The organism is Microtetraspora sp. NBRC 16547, from assembly GCF_030268965.1.
Lineage (GTDB): Bacteria > Actinomycetota > Actinomycetes > Streptosporangiales > Streptosporangiaceae > Microtetraspora.
In genome coordinates, this window is record NZ_BSSE01000011.1 from 1 (window position 1) to 21,137 (window position 21,137).

Genomic DNA, 21,137 nt, shown 5'->3' on the forward strand with positions numbered 1-21,137 from the left:
GGGGCGGGGGTCGGTTCCGTTCGTGTCGTCGGTCACCGGTGGGGTGGTGGATGGCGCGGGGTTGGATGCGGGGTATTGGTGGCGGAATCTGCGGGAGCCGGTGCGTTTTGATCGGGCGGTGGCGGGGTTGCTGGCCGAGGGTCATTCGGTGTTTGTGGAGTGTAGTGCGCATCCGGTGCTGGCTGTCGGGGTGGAGGAGGCGGTTGAGCAGGCGGCTGTGGTGGTGGGGACGTTGCGGCGGGGTGAGGGTGGCCGGGATCGGTTGACGCGGTCGCTGGCTGAGGTGTTCGTGGCGGGTGTGCCGGTGGATTGGCGGGTGGTGTTCGCGGGTGGTGGGGCGGCGCGGGTGGATCTGCCGACGTATCCCTTCCAACGCCGGCGATACTGGCCCAGCGACCGGGAGCCGGCACAGCCGCGCTCCGCCGAACCGGTGGACGACCGGTTTTGGACCGCCGTCGAACGCGACGATCTGACCGCTCTCGCCGAGGACCTGGACGCCGACGCCGAACAGCGGGCCGCGCTCGGCTCGGTGCTGCCGGTGCTGTCGTCGTGGCGCAGACGGCAGCGGGAGCGGTCCGCCGTGGACGGCTGGCGCTACCGCGTCACCTGGCGGCCCCTGCCGCCCGCGGCCGCCGCCCGGCCCACCGGCCGATGGCTCCTGCTGGAGCCCGCGGACGGCTCCGGCGACGCATGGGCCGCCGCCCTTGAGGCGTCGCTGACCGCTCAGGGCGCCGAGGTCGGACGGCTCCCCGTCGATCCGGCCACGGACCGGGACACGCTGGCGGCGTACCTCACCGGCCAGATCGCGACCGGCCAGGCTGTGGGTGGTCAGGCTGCGGACGGCCAGACCGCGACCGGCCAGGCCGCGGCGGTCGGAGTAGTGTCGCTGCTCGCGTTGGCCAAGGGACGCCATCCCCGTCACCCGGCCGTACCGCTTGCGCACGCCGGAACGCTCACGCTCGTTCAGGCGCTCGGCGACGCGGGGATCGAGGCGCCCCTGTGGGTCTGCACCAGCGGCGCGGTCACGACCGGGCCCGCCGATCCGCCGGACGACCCGGAGCAGGCCCTCGTCTGGGGCCTCGGGCCGGTCGTCGGCCAGGAGCACCCCAACCGCTGGGGCGGCCTGATCGACCTCCCGGCGACGGCGGACCGCCGCGCCGCCGACCGCGTGAGCGCGGTGCTCGCCGCCCCCGGCGCCGAGGACCAGCTCGCCGTCCGGTCGTCCGGGGTCATGGCCAGAAGGCTCGCCCACGTGGCGGACGGCGGGACCGTCCAGAAGCGTGACTGGCGACCGGCCGGAACGGTTCTGGTCACCGGCGGCACCGGCGCACTCGGCGGGCACGTGGCGCGGTGGCTCGCCCGCAACGGCGCCGAGCATCTGATCCTCACCGGCCGCCGCGGCCTCGACGCCCCAGGCGCGGCCGAACTCGTCGCGGAACTGACCGCTCTCGGCCCCGAGGTCACGGTGTCCACTGTGGACCTCGCCGACCGCGCCGCCCTCGCCGGGCTTCTCGACGGCATCCCGGCGGAGCGGCCGCTGACCGCCGTCGTGCACACCGCGGCCGCGCTCGACGACGCGCTGCTGGAGTCGCTGCGGCTTGACCAGGTCGAGCACGTCCTGAGAGTGAAGGCCGAGTCGGCGGTGAACCTGCACGAGCTCACCCGCGACCTGGACCTTTCCGCGTTCGTGCTGTTCTCCTCCTTCGGCGGCATGTTCGGCGCGGCAGGGCAGGGCAACTACGCCCCGGGCAACGCCTTCGTGGACGCGCTGGCCCGGCGGCGTCGGGCCGAGGGGATGCCCGCGACCGCCGTCGTCTGGGGGCACTGGGCCGCCGGCGGGATGGCGACGGGCGCGGTCGAGGACCGGATGTTGTCCCGCGGCGTCCCGGCGATGGACCCGGACCTGGCGATCGCCGCGCTGCAGCGGGTACTCGACCACGACGAGACCAGCGCGGTCGTGGTGGACATCGACTGGGCCCGCGTGGTCGCGGTGTCCGGCACCCCGAGCCCGCTGTTCCGCGAGATCCCCGAGGTCCGGCGGCTGGTCGCCGTCCCTGCTCCCGTCCCCGCCTCCGGTACGGAGACCGCGGTGACGGCGGAGGCGCTGCTGGGCGTCGTCAGAGCGCACGTGGCGGCCGTGCTCGGATACGACTCCGGCGACCAGGTCGATGCCGACCGGGCCTTCCAGGACCTCGGTTTCGACTCGGTCACGGCGATCGAGCTGCGTAACCGGCTCGGCGCGGCCACCGGTCTCCGGCTGCCCGCGACCCTCGTGTTCGACTACCCCAGCCCGGAGGCGCTGGCCCGGCACCTCGCCGCCGAGCTGGGCGGCGGACCGGCGGTCGCCCAACCGGCCCCCGCCATCCAAACGGTGACGGACGAGCCGATCGCGATCGTCGCGATGAGCTGCCGGCTTCCCGGAGGGATCACCTCTCCGGACGACCTGTGGCGGATGCTGGCCGAGGGTGGGGAAGGGATCACCGGATTCCCGGCCGACCGCGGCTGGGACACGGAGGGTCTCTTCGCCGCCGATCCGGACGCTCCGGGCAAGACCTACGTACGGGTGGGCGGCTTCGTCGAGGGGGCGGGCGACTTCGATCCCGGGTTCTTCGGGATCAGCCCTCGCGAGGCCCTGGCCATGGATCCGCAGCAGCGGCTCCTCCTGGAGACCTCGTGGGAGGCGTTCGAGGCCGCCGGGATCACCCCCGGCTCCATGCGAGGAAGCAGGACCGGCGTCTTCGTCGGCGCGGGGTCGTCGATGTACGGGGCGGGACTGGCCGAGCCGCCGGAGGGCACCGAGGGGCATCTGCTCACCGGCACCGCGATGAGCGTGATCGCCGGAAGACTGGCCTACACCTTCGGCACCGAGGGGCCGGCGGTCACGGTCGACACGGCGTGCTCGTCCTCGCTGGTGGCGCTGCACCTGGCGACCCAGTCACTGCGGACGGGGGAATGCTCGCTCGCCCTGGCGGGCGGGGTGACGGTGATGGCGTCCCCGGCGCCGTTCGTGCTCTTCAGCCGCCAGCGCGGCCTGGCCCAGGACGGCCGCTGCAAGGCTTTCTCGGCCCGCGCGGACGGTATGGGCATGGCCGAGGGCGTGGGCCTGGTCCTGCTGGAACGGCTGTCGGACGCGGTCCGCAACGGGCATCCGGTGCTCGCCGTGGTCCGCGGCTCCGCGGTCAACTCCGACGGCGCGTCCAACGGCCTGACCGCACCCAACGGCCCCTCGCAGCAGCGGGTGATTCGTCAGGCGCTGGCCACCGCAGGGCTCGCGACGTCCGACGTGGACGCGGTCGAGGCGCACGGCACAGGCACCGCCCTCGGCGACCCGATCGAGGCGCAGGCGCTGCTGGCCACCTACGGGCAGGACCGGGAGGAGCCGTTGTGGCTCGGCTCGGTGAAGTCGAACGTCGGCCACACGCAGGCCGCGTCCGGCGTGGCCGGGGTGATGAAGATGGTCCTGGCCCTGCGCCACGGCACGCTCCCGCGTACTCTGCACGTCAAGGAGCCGTCGCCGCACATCGACTGGACAGCGGGCGCGGTCGATCTGCTCACAGAAGCGCGACCCTGGCCGCGCGGGGACCGGCCGCGCAGAGCCGGAGTGTCCTCGTTCGGGATCAGCGGCACGAACGCACACCTGATCCTGGAAGAGGCGCCCGAGCCGGAACCCATGGCGACCGAGGCTGCCGGGCTCCCCGCCGTTCCGTGGGTGCTCTCCGCCAGGACCGCTGGCGCGCTGCGTGCCCAGGCCGGGAACCTGCGGACCTCCGCGGACGCCGCGAGCCCGGCCGATCTCGGCTTCTCGCTCGTCACGACCAGGACGGAGTTCGAGCACCGTGCCGTCGTCGTCGGCCGTGACGCCGCCGACCTGCGTGACCACCTCGCCGCGCTGGCGCAGGGCGGCGAAGACGCCAGGACGGTCCGGGGCGTCGCGGGAAACCCGGGAAAGGTGGTGTTCGTCTTCCCTGGTCAGGGGTCGCAGTGGACCGGTATGGCCGCGGACCTGCTGAACGACTCGCCGGTCTTCGCCGCACGGATGGCCGAGTGCGCGGCGGCGCTCGAACCGTACGTGGAGTTCTCGATGCTCGACGTCGTCCGCGAGCGCGCGGGGCTGGAGCGGGTCGACATGGTGCAGCCGGTGCTGTGGGCGATCCTGGTCTCCCTCGCCGCGGTGTGGGAGTCGCTCGGCGTCCGGCCGGACGCGGTGCTCGGGCACAGCCAGGGCGAGATCGCCGCGGCCTGCGTCGCGGGCGCGCTGTCCTTGGGCGACGGCGCCCGCGTCGTCGCGCTGCGGAGCCGGGCGATCCTCGACCTGGCGGGCGAGGGCGGGATGCTCTCGGTCGCACTCGGCGCCGAGGCGGCGCGCCGGCGGCTGGACGGCTACGCCGGCCTGTCCGTCGCCGCGGTCAACGGCCCGTCCTCGGTCGTCGTCGCCGGCGGCGCGGACGAGCTGGCCCGATTCGACAAGGACTGCCGCGCCCAGGGCGTCCGCACCAGGCTCGTCCCGGTCGACTACGCGTCACACTCCGCGCACGTCGCCCGGATCGAGGACCGCCTGCGCGATTTGCTCGCCCCGATCGCGCCGCGGCCGGGCAGCGTGCCGTTCTACTCCACCGTGACGGGTGGGCTCCTGGAGACCTCCGGGCTCGACGCCGGCTACTGGTACAGGAACCTGCGCCAGACCGTCGAGTTCGAGGACACCACGGCCGCGCTCCTGGAGACGGGGCATGGCGTGTTCGTGGAGTGCAGCCCGCACCCGGTGCTCACCATGGCGATCGGCGAGACAGCCGAACGGATGGAGCGTCCTGTCGTCACCGCCGGCACCCTGCGCCGCGACAACGGGGGCATGGACCGGGTCCTGCTCTCGGCGGCCGAGGTGTACGTCGCGGGCGTCGCCGTGGACTGGCCCGCCGTGTTCGCGGGCACCGGGGCCCGGGCCACGGCCCTGCCCTCCTACCCGTTCCAGCACCAGCGGTTCTGGCTCGACTTCCAGTCGCCGTCGCACGGCGACCGCCCGATGGACACCGAGTTCTGGACGGCGGTCGAGCACGCCGACGCGGACGCCCTCGCGGGCGTGCTCGACGCCGACAGCGAGGCGGTGGCGTCCGTGCTTCCCGCGCTCGCCCGCTGGCACGCGGACCGCCGGGACGAGTCCGCCGTCGATTCCCTGCGCTACCACGTCGAGTGGGCGCCCATCCCCGACCCCGTGCCCGCCGTCCAGTCGGGCCGGTGGCTGTTCGTCGTGCCGGAGTCCGCCGCCACGGACCCGGTCGTCGCCGGGCTGATCGCCGAGTTCTCGGGACCCGGCGGTGAGGCGCCGCAGGTGGTGGTGGCCGGCCCGGACGTGGACCGGGCCGCGTGGTCCTCCCTGCTGCGGGCGGAGGCGTCGCAGGCCGACGCGTTGCGGGCCGACGCGTTGCGCGCCGAGGCCGGGGAGGTCGAGGTGGAACTCGCAGGAGTGCTGTCCCTGCTCGCCCTCGACCGCGGCGAACTCGGGACCCTGCCGGGCGTCTCGCGCGGGCTCGTGTCGGGCCTGGTGCTGTCGCAGGCTCTCGCCGACGCGGACATCGGCGCGCCCCTGTGGTGCGTGACGCGAGGAGCGGTCAGCGCCGGCGCGGCGGACGCGCCGCCGGACCCGGTGCAGGCGCAGACCTGGGGCATGGGTCGGGTCATCGGGCTGGAGCAGCCGCGACGCTGGGGCGGCCTGGTCGATCTGCCGCCCGACCCCGGTCAGGACGTGCTGCGACGCTGTCACGCCGCGGTCACCGCGGGCGCCGAGGACCAGGTGGCGCTGCGTGAGCACGGCTCGTACGGCAGGCGCTTGGTGCGGGCTGCCCGGCCCGCGGTCCTCCCTGCGCGCCGGCGGCCGCGTGGCACCGTTCTGGTCACCGGGGCGACCGGCGCGCTCGGCGCGCCGATCGCCCGATGGCTCGCCGAGGGCGGCGCCGACCACCTCGTCCTGACCAGCCGCCGCGGCGCCGCCGCCCCGGGGATGGCCGAGCTGTCCGAGGAACTGACCATGGCCGGGGTCAAGGTGACCATGGCGGCCTGCGACGTCGCCGATCGCGACGCCCTCGCCGCGCTGGTCGAGAAGGTCGAGGCCGAGGGCGGGCCGATCCGGTCGGTGGTGCACGCGGCGGCGCTGATCAGGCTCACCGCGCTCGCGGAGTCGTCGGTCGAGGAGTTCTCCGACGTCCTCAGCGCGAAGGTCGCGGGAGCGGCCCACCTCGACGAGATCTTCGCCGACCGCGACCTCGACGCGTTCGTCCTGTTCTCCTCCATCGCGGGCGTCTGGGGGAGCGGCGACCACGGCGCCTACGCGGCGGGCTCGGCCTACCTCGACGCGCTCGCGCAGCGGCGCCGGGCGCGCGGACGCACGGCCACCTCGATCGCCTGGGGCGTCTGGGACGCCCGGCACGTGCTGGACGACGGCGTCGTGGTCGAGGACCTCATGGATCTCAACCCCGAATGGCACGGGCTGTCGCCGATGAGCCCGGCCGTCGGCCTGCGCGGCATGCAGCGGGCGCTGGACCTCGACGAGACCTGCGTCGCGGTGGCCGATGTCGACTGGGAACGCTTCACCGCCGCGTTCACCTCGGCGCGGCCGAGCCCGCTGCTCGCCGGGATCGACGAGGTACGGCGGATCCTCGCCGCTGAGGCCGAGGCCGCCGCGACCCCGGCTTCGCAGGAACTGCGGGAACGGTTGTCCGCGATGGGCGCCGCCGAGCGGCAGCGGACCGTGCTGGAGCTGGTTCGCGGGATCGCGGCCGCCGTGCTCGGGCACGCGACGCCCGCCGCGCTCGACCCGTCCCAGGCGTTCCAGGAGCTCGGGTTCGATTCGCTTCTCGCGGTCGACCTGCGCAACCGGCTCGCCACCGCGACCGGGCTGCGGCTGCCCGCCACGCTCGTCTTCGACCATCCGAGCGCGCAGGCCCTGGCCGCGCACGTACTCACCGAACTGTCCCCCGAGGACGGCGGGACAACCGGCCTGGCCGAACTGGGCCGGTTGGAGGCGGCGCTGGCCGGCGGCGTCGCGGACGGCGCGGCCCGCGCAGAACTCGCCATGCGGCTCAAGACCCTCCTGACCCACCTCACCGCCGGGCCCGGCGACGGCCCGGCCGAGCGCGATCTGAGCTCGGCGACCGACGACGAGCTGTTCGCCGCCCTCGACGAGCTGCGTTCTTCCTGACTCTCCCGCGTTTTGGAGCACCACTATGGACATCACCGAACCCGAGAACGCCGAAAAGATGCGGGAGTACCTCCGCTGGGCCACCGCCGAACTGCGCGACACCCGGCAGAGCCTCACCGAACTGCAGGAGCGGGCGTACGAGCCGATCGCCGTCGTCGGCACCGGCTGCCGCTACCCCGGCGACGTCCGCTCGGCCGAGGACCTGTGGCGGCTGGTACGGGCGGGCGGCGACGCGGTCGGCGAGTTCCCCGCCGAGCGCGGATGGGACGTCGAGGCGCTCTACGACCCCGACCCGGACAGCCAGGGCACCACCTACGCCACCGGCGGCGGCTTCTACCGTGACGCCGGCAGGTTCGATGCCGGCTTCTTCTCGATCAGCCCGCGCGAGGCCCTGGCGATGGATCCGCAGCAGCGGCTGCTGCTGGAGGTCGGCTGGGAGGCGATCGAGAGCGCCGGCATCGACCCCGCGTCGCTGCGCGGCACGCCCGCCGGCGTGTTCGTCGGCGGTGGGTTCTCCGACTACGGCGGGGCCCTGCAGAGCGCACCGGATGGTCTGGAAGGACACTTGGTCACCGGCAAGGCCGGCAGCGTGCTGTCCGGCCGGATCGCCTACACCCTCGGCCTTGAGGGGCCGGCGATCACCGTGGACACGGCGTGCTCGTCGTCGCTGGTGGCGCTGCATCTGGCATGCCGGTCGCTGCGGGCGGGGGAGTGCTCGCTCGCGCTGGCGGGCGGCGTGACGGTCATGTCGACCCCGGCCGTGCTGATCGAGTTCAGCCGCCAGCGCGGGGTCGCCCCGGACGGCCGCTGCAAGGCGTTCGCCGCTGCGGCGGACGGGATGGGCCTGGCCGAGGGCGCGGGAGTGGTCGTGCTCGAGCGCCTGACGGACGCGCTCGCCGCGGGACGCACCGTGCTCGCGGTGATCCGCGGCTCGGCGATCAACCAGGACGGCGCCTCCAACGGGCTGTCGGCGCCCAGCGGCCCCGCCCAGCGCCGGGTGATTCGCCAGGCGCTGGCCGACGCGCGGCTCACCCCGTCCGAGGTGGACGCCGTCGAGGCCCACGGCACCGGTACCGAGCTGGGCGACCCGATCGAGGCGCACGCGCTCCTGGCCACCTACGGTCAGGCGCGCGCGGCGGCCGAGCCGCTCTGGCTGGGCAGCGTCAAGTCGAACATCGGCCACGCCCAGGCCGCCTCCGGCGTGGCCGGGGTGATCAAGATGGTGCAGGCCCTGCGCCACGGCGAACTGCCGAAGACGCTGCACGTGGACGCGCCGTCACCGCACATCGACTGGGACTCGGGCGCCGTCGAGCTGGTGACCGAGACGCGGCCGTGGCCGGAGACCGGACGGCCGCGCCGGGCCGCGGTGTCCTCCTTCGGCGTCAGCGGCACCAACGCCCACATGATCCTGGAGCAGGCGCCGGAGACCCGGCTCCCCGAACGGGACGGCACCCCGCCGCCGGTGGTGCCGTGGGTGCTGTCCGCCAGGACCGCCACCGCGCTGCGGGCCCAGGCCGCCCGGTTACGCGACATCGACGCCGACCCGATCCACGCCCACCCGATCCACGCCGATCCGGTGGACGTCGGGTTCTCCCTCGCCCGTACCCGCTCCGTGCTGGAGCACCGGGCGGTGGTCATCGGCGCCGACCGCGATGAGCTGCTGCGTGGCCTCGCCGCGCTCGCCGTGGGCGAGCCGGACCGCACGCTCACCCAGGCCACGCGCGCCGACGGGGGCGGGGTGGTGTTCGTGTTCCCTGGCCAAGGGTCGCAGTGGGCGGGGATGGGGCTGGAGCTGCTGGAGTCCTCGCCGGTGTTCGCGGCGCGGATGCGGGAGTGCGCGGACGCGCTGGCCGCCTACGTGGACTGGGACCTGTTCGAGGCGCTGGCCGAGCCTGACCTGCTGGAGCGCGTGGACGTCGTGCAACCGGCGTTGTGGGCGGTGATGGTGTCGCTGGCCGCGGTGTGGCGATCGTATGGTGTGGAGCCGGCGGCGGTGGCCGGCCACAGCCAGGGCGAGATCGCGGCGGCCTGCGTCGCAGGAGTGCTTTCGCTGGACGACGCCGCCAAGGTGGTCGCCCTGCGCAGCCGGGAGCTGGCGAGCCTGGCCGGGACCGGCGGCATGGTCTCGGTCGCGCAGCCGGTCGCGGCGGTGACCGAGCGGATCGCGAACCTGGGCGGACCGGTCGAGGTGGCCGCCGTCAACGGCGCCGCGTCGGTGGTCGTCTCAGGGCCGCCCGGCCCGCTGGCGGAGTTCGTCGCGGCCTGCGAGGCGGACGGCGTGCGGGTCCGCAGGATCCCGGTCGACTACGCCTCCCACTCCCAGCAGATGGAGGCGATCGAGGAGCGCTTCATGAAAGCGCTCGGGCCGGTACGGACCAAGGCTGGCGAGGTGTCCTTCTACTCGACGGTCACCGGCCGCCCCGCCGAGGGCGCGAGTCTCGACGCCGGGTACTGGTACCGCAACCTGCGCCAGACCGTCGAGTTCGAGCGGGCGACGCGGGCGCTGCTCGCCGACGGTCACCGCGTCTTCGTCGAGTGCAGCCCGCACCCGGTGCTGGCCACCGCCGTGCAGGAGACCGCGGAGGACGCCGGGCAGGAGGTCGTCGCCACCGGATCGCTGCGCCGCGGCGAGGGCGGCCCCGCGCGGATGCTGCGGTCGGTGGCGGAGGCGTTCACGCGCGGGGTCCCGGCCGACTGGGCGAAGGCGTTCGACGGCAGTGGCGCCCGCGCCGTGCCGCTGCCGGTGTACCCGTTCGAGGGGGACCGCTACTGGCTCCCGTCCGCGCCTCCGGCCGCCGACCTCGGCGCGGCGGGCCTCACCGCCGCCGCGCACCCGCTGCTGAGCGCCGCGGTGGACCTGCCCGAGGACGGCGGGCTCGTGTTCACCGGGCGGCTCTCCTCACGTACGCACCCCTGGCTGGCCGACCACGCGGTCCACGGCACGGTGCTCCTGGCGGGCACCGCGTTCGTCGAGCTCGCGCTGCGCGCGGCGGCCGAGGCCGGCTGCGGGGAGCTGGAGGAACTGGCGCTGGAGGCGCCGCTGGCGCTGCCGGACGACGGCGCGGTGCGGATCCGGCTGACCGTGGGACCCGCCGACGAGACCGGCCGCCGCGCCCTCATGCTGCACTCCCGGCCGGACGACGAGCCGCCGCTGGACGACCAGTGGACCCGGCACGCCGCCGGGTTCGCCGTGCCAGGCGACGCGGCCCCGCCGTCAGGACTCGTGTTGTGGCCGCCGACCGGCGCCGAGCCGGTCCCGATCGACGGCGTGTACGAGCGCGCCGCGGAGCGCGGTTTCGCCTACGGGCCGGTGTTCCAGGGCCTGCGTGCGGTGTGGCGGCGCGGGGACGAGGTGTTCGCCGAGGTCGCGCTGCCGCGCGAGCACCAGGGCGAGGCGGCCCGCTTCGGGGTGCACCCGGCTCTGCTCGACGCGGCCCTGCACGCCGTCGCCCTCGGCGCGCTCAACGAGGAAGGCACCGGCCGGTTGCCCTTCTCGTGGTCCGGCGTCCGGCTGCATGCCGCCGGGGCGAGCGCGCTGCGGGTGCGGCTCGCGCCGTCAGGTCCTGAGACCCTCGCCGTCGAGGTCGCCGACGAGTCCGGGGCGCCGGTCGCCGCGATCGACGCGCTGACCTCCCGCCCTGTCGTGCCCGGCCAGGTGCGCGGCGCCGGGCGCCGGTCCGGGTCGTTGTTCCGGGTCGACTGGACGCCTCTGCCCGCGTTCCCGCCCGCCGGGCTTCAGGAAACGGTGTTCACACCGGTCGCCGGGGACGGCGACGTCGGCGAGGTGCTGCGTACCGTGCTCGGGACGGTTCAGTCGTGGCTGGCCGAGGAGCACCGGGACGGGGCCCGGCTCGCCATCGTGACCTCGGCCGCGGTGGCCACGGACGTGGCGGCGGACGTGCCGGACCTCGCGGCCGCCGCGGCCTGGGGGCTGATGCGCACGGTCCAGGCCGAGCACCCGGACCGGTTCGTCCTGCTCGACGTCGAGGACCCGGCCGACGAACAGGGCCGCGATCACGCCGTCGCCATGGCGCTGGCGGCGGGAGAGGACCAGATCGCCGTCCGCGCCGGCCGGCCGCTGGTGCCCCGGCTGGTTCCGCTGCCTACGGCGCCCCAGGTTGAGGCCGGGCCCTGGGACTTCGGGAACGGCACGGTGCTGATCACCGGTGGCACCGGGACGCTGGGCTCGCTCGTCGCCCGCCATCTTGCCGCGCATGGCGCCAGGCGGATCGTCCTGCTCAGCCGCCGCGGCGGCACCGCACCCGGCGCCGCCGAGCTCCTGGCGGACCTCGCCGCCCTGGGCACCGAGGCGACCGCGATCGCGTGCGACGCCACCGATCGTGATCGCCTCGCCGAAGTGATCGCCGGCGTGCCCGCCGAGCATCCGCTCACCGCCGTCGTGCACGCCGCGGGCGCGCTCGACGACGGCGTGGTGGAGGCGCTCACCCCGGACAGGATCGACACCGTCCTGCGGGCGAAGGCCGGCGTGGCCTGGCACCTGCACGAGCTGACCCGCGAGCTGGACCTATCGGCGTTCGTGCTCTTCTCCTCGGCGGCGGGCACGTTCGGCACGCCGGGACAGGCCAACTACGCCGCGGCCAACGCCTACCTCGACGCGCTGGCCCGGCACCGCCGCGCGGCCGGCCTTCCCGCGCAGTCGCTGGCCTGGGGCCTGTGGGCGGACACCAGCGAGCTGACGGGAACGCTCGGCGCCACGGGACGCGACCGCCTGCGCCGCACCGGATCCCAGGCGTTCACCGCCGAGGAGGGACTGGCCGCGCTCGACCTGGCTGTCGCCACCGGCGAGCCGGTGCTGGTCCCGGTGCGGCTGGCCCCGTCCGCCCTGCGCCCGCGCGCGGACGCCGCCGTACCCCCGCTCCTGCGCGGCCTGGTCCGGGCCCCGCTGCGCAGGAGCGCGGCAGGGACGCAGGACGCGGGCGAGGCGTTGCGGCGGCAGCTGGCCGAGCTGGAGCCGGCCCACCGGACCCAGGTGCTGCTCGGCCTCGTCAGGGCCCAGGCGGCAAGCGTTCTCGGCCACGCGGGACCGAACGCCGTCGAGCCCGGCCGCGGCTTCCTCGACCTGGGCCTGGACTCGCTCACCGCGGTCGAGCTGCGCAACCGCCTCCAGACGGCCACCGGCCTGCGGCTGCCGGCAACGCTGGTGTTCGACCACCCCACGGCGAACGCGGTGGCCGGGTTCCTCACCGAGCGGCTCGGCACCGGCGAGGGCGCGGCGCTCGCCCCCGCCCTCGCGGAGCTGAACCGCCTGGAGGCCGCGCTGGCGCCGTTCACCGGCGACGAGGAGGCCCGCGCCGCGATCGCGCTGAGGTTGAAGGACCTGCTGTCGCGATGGGGCGCCGGGCCCGGCGAGAGAAGGGACGACGACATCGACGCGGCGACCGACGACGAACTGTTCGGCGTGCTCGACGAGCTGCGGCCCCTGTGAACGCCCCCGACCGCGAGCCAAGGAGTGATCGAATGCCGAACGAGACCAAGCTGCGCGAGTACCTCAAGCAGGCCGCCAAGGACCTGCGCGACGCCCGGGGCCGGGTCGACGAGCTGGAGGCACGCGACCGGGAGCCGATCGCGATCGTCGGCATGAGCTGCCGCTACCCCGGCGGCGTTACCTCGCCCGACGAGCTGTGGCGGCTCGTGGCGGACGGCGGCGACGCCATCGCGGAGTTCCCGTCCGACCGGGGGTGGACCGCCGACGACGTCTACGACCCGGACCCGTCGGTGCCAGGCAAGTCGTACGTGCGCGAGGGCGGCTTCATCGGGGATGCTGCGGAGTTCGATCCGGGGTTCTTCGGCATCAGTCCGCGTGAGGCGCTCGCCATGGATCCCCAGCACCGGCTGCTGCTGGAGACGTCCTGGGAGGCGTTCGAACGCGCCGGCATCGACCCCGGCACCGTCCGCGGTGAGCGGATCGGCGTGTTCGCCGGGGTGATGTACCAGGACTACGCGGCGCGGCTGACGTCGGTGCCGGAGATCGTGGAGGGCTACCTCGGCAGCGGCAACGCGGGCAGCGTCGCCTCCGGTCGGGTGGCGTACACGTTCGGGTTCGAGGGGCCGGCGATCACCGTCGACACGGCGTGCTCGTCGTCGCTGGTCGCCCTGCACCTGGCGTGCCAGTCGCTGCGACGCGGCGAGACGACGATGGCGCTGGCCGGCGGCGTGACAGTGATCATGACGCCCACCGGGTTCATCGAGTTCAGCCGCCAGCGCGGGCTGGCGCCCGACGCGCGCTGCAAGTCCTTCGCGTCCGCGGCGGACGGCACGGCGTGGGCGGAGGGCGCCGGGATGCTGCTGGTGGAGCGGCTCTCCGACGCGCGGCGGCTCGGGCATCCCGTGCTCGCCGTCATCCGGGGCACGGCGGTGAACCAGGACGGCGCCAGCAGCGCCCTGTCCGCTCCGAACGGCCCGGCCCAGCAACGGGTGATCCGGCAGGCGCTGGCCGACGCGGGCCTGACCTCGGACCAGGTGGACGCCGTCGAGGCGCACGGCACCGGCACCGTGCTCGGCGACCCGATCGAGGCGCAGGCCCTGCTGGCCACCTACGGCGCGGAGCGGCCGGCGGACCGGCCGCTGCTGCTCGGCTCGTTCAAGTCGAACGTGGGCCACACGCAGGCCGCCGCCGGCGTCGGCGGCGTGATCAAGATGGTGGAGGCGATCCGCCACGCCATGCTGCCCAAGACGCTGCACGTGGACGCGCCGAGCCCGCACGTCGACTGGGCGTCGGGCGCGGTGGAGCTGCTGACCGAGGCCCGGCCGTGGCCGGAGGTCGGCCGCCCGCGCCGCGCCGGCGTCTCCTCGTTCGGCATCAGCGGCACCAACACGCACGTGATCCTGGAGCAGGCGCCGCCGCAGGAGGAGGAGAGCGGCGGGTCCGGCACCGTCCCCGCGGTGCTGCCGTGGGTGCTCTCGGCCCACACCGAGGCCGCGCTGCGCTCGCAGGCGGCCCGCCTGCTGCCCGTCGCCGAGGGCGACGCCGACCCGGTCTCGGTCGCCGTCGCACTGGCCACCACCCGCGCCGCCCTGACCGAGCGCGCCGTGGTGCTCGGGGAGAGCCGCGCGGACCTGCTGGCCGGGCTGAGGACGATCGCCGCGGGGGAGCAGGCGCCGTCGGTCGTGCGGGACGCGGCCGCCTCCGGGGAGGTCGCGTTCCTGCTCTCGGGACAGGGTTCGCAGCGCGCCGGGATGGGACGCGAACTGTACGAGGCGTTCCCTGCGTACGCGAGCGCGTTCGACGAGGTCTGTGCGGGCTTCGACCCGCGCGTACGCGAGCTGGTGCTCGGCGGCGGGCCGGACCTCGATCTCACCGGGTTCGCCCAGGCCGGGTTGTTCGCGGTCGAGGTCGCCCTGTTCCGCCTGGTCGAGTCGTGGGGCCTGCGCCCGGCGTACCTGCTCGGGCACTCCATCGGCGAGATCGCCGCCGCGCACGTCGCGGGGGTGTTCTCCCTGGCGGACGCCTGCTCGCTGGTGGCGGCGCGCGGACGCCTGATGCAGGCGCTGCCCGCCGGCGGCGCCATGGTCGCCGTCCGGGCAGGGGAGGACGAGGTCAGGGCGGTGCTGCGCGACGGCGTGTCGATCGCCGCGGTCAACGGCCCCGCCTCGGTGGTGCTGTCCGGCGACGCGGACGCCGTCGCCGAGGTCGCCTCCCACTGGGAGAAGGGGAAACGGCTCAACACCAGTCACGCGTTCCACTCGGCGCTGATGGAGCCGATGCTGGCCGAGTTCCGCGAGGCGATCTCCGGGCTGGCCTTCGCCGAGCCGCGCGTCCCGCTGGTGTCCAACGTGACCGGCGCCCTCGCGGGACCCGGCCTCGTGACCGATCCGGACTACTGGGTGCGGCACGTGCGGGAGACCGTCAGGTTCGCCGACGGTGTCACGGCGCTGCACGATCAAGGCGTCCGTACCTTCCTGGAACTGGGCCCCGACGGTGTGCTGAGCGCGCTGGCGCAGGACTTCCTGCCGCCGGGCACGGCCGCGATCGCGTCCCTGCGCGCCGACCGGCCGGAGGCCCCGTCGCTGATGGCCGCGCTGGCCAGGGTCCACGCGCGCGGCGGCACACCCGACTGGGCCGCCTACTTCGCCGGCGTGCGCGCCCAGCGGGTGGACCTGCCGACCTACGCCTTCCAGCGGCGCCGCTACTGGCTGGAGTCCACCGCGTCCGGCACGTTCGTCGAACCCGCGCGGGAGCCCGCGCAAGCGGCGGCACCCGCCGCGAGCGCTCTCGCGGCCCGCCTGGCGGGGGCGCCGCCCGCAGAACGCCTCCGTGTCCTGACCGACCTCGTACGTGCCAGTGCCGCGGCGGTGCTCGGCCACGGGTCGGCCGACGAGGTGCGCCCCGACCGCCCGTTCCAGGAACTCGGCTTCGACTCGCTGACCGCCGTCGAGCTGCGTACGCAACTGGCCGCGGCGGTCGGCCGCGAGCTGCCCGCGACGCTGGTCTTCGACCACCCGAGCCCGGCGGCGCTGGCGGCCCGCCTCGACGCGGAACTGACCGGCGAGTACGGCGTGACGGGCACGCAGCAGCTCGCGGTCGCGAGCCACGAGCCCATCGCCATCGTCGGCATGAGCTGCCGCTACCCGGGCGGGGCCGGCTCGCCCGATGCCCTGTGGCGGCTGGTCGCCACCGGTACGGACGCCATCTCCCCGTTCCCTGATGACCGCGGCTGGGACATCGACGCGCTGTACGACCCGGACGCGACGCGGCCCGGCACGACGTACTCGATCCAGGGGGGATTCGTCAGCGGCGCCACGGAGTTCGACGCCGGCTTCTTCGGCATCTCGCCCCGCGAGGCGCTGGCCATGGACCCGCAGCAGCGGCTGTTGCTGGAGGCGTCCTGGGAGGCGTTCGAGGGCGCGGGGATCGACCCGACCGCGCTGCGCAGAGCCAGGGTCGGCGTGTTCGCGGGGACGTCGGCGCACGACTACGGCTCGCTGCTCGCCACCGTGTCGGAGGAGGTCGAGGGGTACGTCGGCACGGGCACGGCCGCCAGCGTCGTCTCGGGCAGGATCGCCTACACCTACGGCTTCGAGGGTCCGGCGATCACCGTGGACACCGCGTGCTCGTCCTCACTGGTCGCCCTGCACCTGGCCGTGCAGGCGCTCCGCAACGGCGAGTGCGCGATGGCGCTGGCGGGCGGTGTCACGGTGATGTCCACTCCGGCGGGGTTCGTGGAGTTCAGCCGCCAGCGCGGGCTCGCCCCCGACGGCAGGTGCAAGTCGTTCGCCGCCGCGGCCGACGGCGTCGGCTGGGCGGAGGGCGTCGGCGTGCTGCTGGTCGAGCGCCTGTCGGACGCTCTGCGGAACGGCCACGAGGTCATGGCCGTCGTACGGGGTTCCGCGGTGAACCAGGACGGCGCGTCCAACGGGCTGACCGCGCCCAACGGCCCGTCCCAGCAGCGCGTCATCCGGCAGGCGCTGGCCGACGCGGGGCTGTCGGCGTCCGAGGTGGACGTCGTGGAGGCGCACGGCACGGGGACGACACTCGGCGACCCGATCGAGGCGCAGGCGGTGCTGGCCACCTATGGGCAGGACCGGGAGAGGCCCGTGTGGCTCGGCTCCCTCAAGTCGAACATCGGTCACACCCAGGCGGCCGCGGGCGTCGCGGGCGTGATCAAGATGGTGCTCGCCATGCGGCACAGGGAACTGCCGAAGACCCTCCACGTCGATGAGCCGTCGCCGCACGTGAACTGGACGGCCGGGGCGGTCGAGCTGCTGACCGAGGCACAGCCGTGGGAACCGGGGGAGCGGCCGCGCCGGGCCGGGGTGTCGTCGTTCGGCGTGAGCGGGACCAACGCGCACGTCATCCTCGAAGAGCCGCCCGCCGAGGTATCCGTCGAGGCGCCCGCCGTCGCGCCCGCCATCGGGGACGGGTCGCTGCCGGTGCTGCCCTTCGTGGTGTCGGCGCGCGACGCGGAGGGCCTGCGTGCCCAGGCAGCGGTGCTGCGTGCGGCGGTCGCCGCCGGGCCGGACCTGGAGCTGCCCGACGTCGCGTGGACTCTCGCGAGCGCCCGCGCCGCCCTGGACCACCGGGCCGCTGTGGTCGCCGCCGACCGGGACGAGCTGCTGGACGGGCTCGGCGCACTCGCCGACGGCCACCCGTCCCGCCTGGTGAGCCAGGGCCCCGCGCTGGGCGACGGGATCGCGTTCCTGTTCACCGGCCAGGGTTCGCAACGGCCAGGGATGGGGCGCGAGCTGTACGAGGCGTTCCCGGCCTTCGCGGAGGCGTTCGACGCGGCCGCGGGGCTTCTGGACCCGCGGTTGCGCGAGGTCGTGTTCGAGGGCGGTGCGGACCTCGACCGTACGGAGTTCGCCCAGCAGGGCATCTTCGCCCTCGAAGTGGCGTTGTTCCGGCTCCTGGAGTCGTGGGGCGTCCGGCCCGACGCGGTGGTGGGGCATTCGGTGGGGGAGATCGCCGCCGCCCACGCCGCAGGCATCCTGAGCCTGGAGGACGCCTGCGCGCTGGTGACGGCGCGGGCGCGGCTGATGCAGGCGTTGCCCGCGGGCGGCGCGATGATCGCGATCGAGGCGTCCGAGGCCGAACTCGGGGCGTCGCTGCCTCCCACCGTGTCGGTCGCCGCGGTGAACGGCCCGGCCTCGGTCGTGCTGTCCGGCGAGGCGGACGCGGTCGCCGAGGTGGCCACCGCGTGGGCCGCGAAGGGGCGCAAGACCACGCGGCTCAACACCAGCCACGCGTTCCACTCCGTGCTGATGGAGCCGATGCTGGATGACTTCCTGGCAGCGATCGACGGCCTCGCCCCCGGCGAGCCCGCCGTGCCGTTCCTGCCCACCGCGGACGGCGGAGCCCCCGGCTCGGTGGACTACTGGGTGCGCCAGGTCCGCGGGACCGTCCGGTTCGCCGACGCCGTGCGCGCGGCGCGTTCCCAGGGCGTGCGCACCTTCGTGGAGCTGGGTCCCGACGCGGTCCTCTCCGGGCTTGTCGATGACGCCGCACCGATGCTGCGCGGCGGCCACGACGAGGTGCGTACGGCGCTGGGCGCGCTGGCCCGCCTGCACGTTCGCGGAGCGGCACCGGACTGGGCCGCCCTGTTCGCCGGTACCGGGGCGCGCAGGGTCGCGCTGCCCACTCGGGCGTTCCGTCGCGAGCGGTTCTGGGTCGAACCCTCATGGAAGGCGGGAGACGTGGCGTCGGCCGGGCTGTGGACGGCGCAGCACCCGTTACTCGCCGCGACCGCCGAACTGCCGGGCACCGGCGGCCACCTCCTGACCGGCTCGCTCTCGCTCAGGACACATCCCTGGCTGGCCGACCACGCCGTGCAGGACACCGTACTGCTGCCAGGGACCGCGTTCGTCGAGCTGGCCCTGCACGCCGCCGAGGAGGTCGGATGTGCGGCGATCGAGGAGCTCACCCTCGCCGCCCCGCTCGTCATCCCCCCGCGAGGCGCCGTCCGGATCCAGGTGGCCGTAGGCGCGCCGGACGAGGACGGCAGGCGCACCCTCACCCTCCACTCCGCCCACAACGAAACCGAGGACGAGAGGTGGAGCCTGCACGCCACCGGCGTCCTCGTACCTGAGGCCGCGGCCCTTGCCGCTGACCTGGCGGTCTGGCCGCCGGAGGGTGCGACGGCCATCGACGTCACCGGCCTGTACGACGGCCTCCAGGACAACGGGTTCGGCTACGGCCCCGCGTTCCAGGGGATGCGCGCGGCCTGGACGCTCGACGGCGCGATCTTCGCCGAGGTCGCGCTGCCGGAGGACCAGCGGGCGGCGGCCGCGGCGTTCGGCCTGCACCCCGCGCTGCTGGACGCCGCGCTGCACGCCGTCGGGCTCGGCGACTTCGTCACCGCCAAAGGCCAGGGGCACCTGCCGTTCTCCTGGAGCGGCGTCTCGCTCCGGGCCTCGGGCGCGGAGAGCCTGCGCGTCCGGCTCGCCCCTGCGGGGCCGGACACGATCTCGCTGACCGCCGCCGACGCCGAGGGCCGCCCGGTCGTCTCGGCGCAGTCCCTGCTGCTGAGGGCGATCTCCGCCGCGGGCGTCGGAACGCGGCGCGCCGAATACCACCGGTCGCTGTTCCGCGTGGACTGGTCCCCAGCCGAGACCGGTGCCGCGCCCGCCGTCACCTGCGCCGTCCTCGGCGATCCCGAGCTGGCCGGGGCCCTGCGCGAGGCCGGCGCCGTGGCCGAGACCCACGCCGGCCTCGACGGGCTACGGGCCGCCCGGCGGATGCCTGACCTGGTGCTCCTGCCGGTGGCGGGTACGGACGACCTGCCCGCCGACGTCCACCGGATCACCGCGGAGGTGCTCGGAGTGGTGCGCGCGTGGCTGGACGAGGACGCCTTCGCCGGTTCCCGTCTGGTCATCGTGACCAGGAACGCGGCGATGGAGATCGGCGATCTCGCGGGCGCGTCGGTGTGGGGCCTCGTCCGCACGGCCCAGGCCGAGCACCCCGGCCGCTTCGTCCTGCTCGACCTCGACGGCCCCCCGGACGGTGCCGCGATTCTCGCCGCGCTCGCCGGGACCGAACCACAGCTGGCCCTGTACGGCGGCGAGATTCTCGCGCCCCGGCTGGTCCGAGTGCCCGCCCCGGCGGAACCCGGGCCCGTGCCCAGGTTCGATCCGGACGGCACCGTGCTCATCACCGGCGGCACCGGCACGCTGGGTGGGCTGCTCGCCCGGCACCTGGCCATGAGCGGCGTGCGCCATCTGGTCCTCGCCGGCAGGCGCGGCCGGGACACGCCGGGAGCCGCCGAGCTGGTGTCCGAGCTGGAAGCACTCGGCGCGCGGGCGGCCGTCGTGGCGTGCGACGCCGCCGACCGCGACGCGCTAGCCGCGGTCCTGGCGGGCATCCCGGCCGATCACCCGCTGACCGCGGTCGTGCACACCGCAGGCGTCCTCGACGACGGCGTCCTGGAGTCGATGACCCCGGACCGCTTCGCCACCGTGCTGCGCCCCAAGGCGGACGCCGCCTGGAACCTGCACGACCTGACCCAGGACCTCGACCTGGCCGCGTTCGTGCTGTACTCCTCGGCGGCGAGCACTCTCGGCAACGCCGGGCAGGCAAACTACGCCGCGGCCAACGCGTTCCTGGACGGACTGGCCCGTCACCGCCGCTCTCTCGGCCTGCCCGCCACTTCTCTGGCCTGGGGTCTGTGGGAGCAGTCCAGCGGCCTGCTCGGCGACCTCACCGACGTCGATCGGCGCAGGATGAGCCGCGGCGGCTTCGGCGCGCTGTCCACCACGGACGCCCTCACGCTGTTCGACACCGCCCGTACCCTGCCCGACCCGGTGCTCGTACCGATGGACGTGGACGTCCCTGCGCTGCGGGCCCAGCTCGGCACCGGTCCGGTGCCGCCGCTCTTCCGCGCACTGATCCGCCAGGCCAGGCGGCGCGCCGCGAATCCGGGGGAGGGCGGCGCGGCGGCGGCGCTGGCCGCGCGCCTCGCAGAAGCCGGTGCGGCCGATCAGGACGCGATCCTTCTCGGTCTGGTGCGGGCGCAGATCGCGGCCGTACTCGGGCACTCCTCGGCCGACGCCGTCGATAGCGAGCGACCGTTCAGCGAGGTCGGATTCGACTCGCTCAGCGCGGTCGAGTTGCGCAACGGCCTGGCCACCGCGACGGGTCTGCGGCTTCCCGCGACCCTGATCTTCGACTACCCGAGCCCGCTGGTTCTCGCCGGCTTCCTTCGAGCGGAACTGGTGGACACGGACGGAGTGGCGACGGACCCGATCCTGGACGCGTTGGCGCGGGTCGAAGCAGGTCTGGCGGCGGCTGATCCGGATGAGGCGGCCCGTACGGCGCTTAGAACCCGTTTGGAAGTGCTTCTTGCCAGCCTGTACCCGCAGCCCGGTGACCCGGGCGGCGTCATGACCGGTGAACGCCTCGCCTCGGCCACGGACGAGGAGTTGTTCGCGCTGATCGACCAGGACACCGAGGTTTCCTGAGCCGGCCATGACGCCCGCTCAGCGCCACCGATCGAGG

At 74.8% G+C, this 21,137-nt stretch carries 3 protein-coding genes; all 3 read left to right on the forward strand.

The genetic code is table 11. The features are described 5' to 3' along the window. Positions 1-22: 22 nt before the first annotated feature. From QSK17_RS16665 to QSK17_RS16675, 3 genes are read left to right on the forward strand one after another with little or no spacing between them, the layout of a single operon-like run. The gene (locus tag QSK17_RS16665; protein WP_285705703.1) at positions 23-7,189 is read left to right on the forward strand and encodes a type I polyketide synthase; all 7,167 of its coding nucleotides are present in this window, start codon (positions 23-25) and stop codon (positions 7,187-7,189) included. A gap of 25 nt (positions 7,190-7,214) precedes the next feature. Beyond that, positions 7,215-12,635, forward strand: coding sequence for a type I polyketide synthase (locus tag QSK17_RS16670; RefSeq protein WP_285705704.1), 5,421 nt, complete (start codon positions 7,215-7,217; stop codon positions 12,633-12,635). A gap of 32 nt (positions 12,636-12,667) precedes the next feature. Then, positions 12,668-21,100, forward strand: coding sequence for a type I polyketide synthase (locus QSK17_RS16675; protein WP_285705706.1), 8,433 nt, complete (start codon positions 12,668-12,670; stop codon positions 21,098-21,100). Positions 21,101-21,137 lie beyond the last annotated feature (37 nt).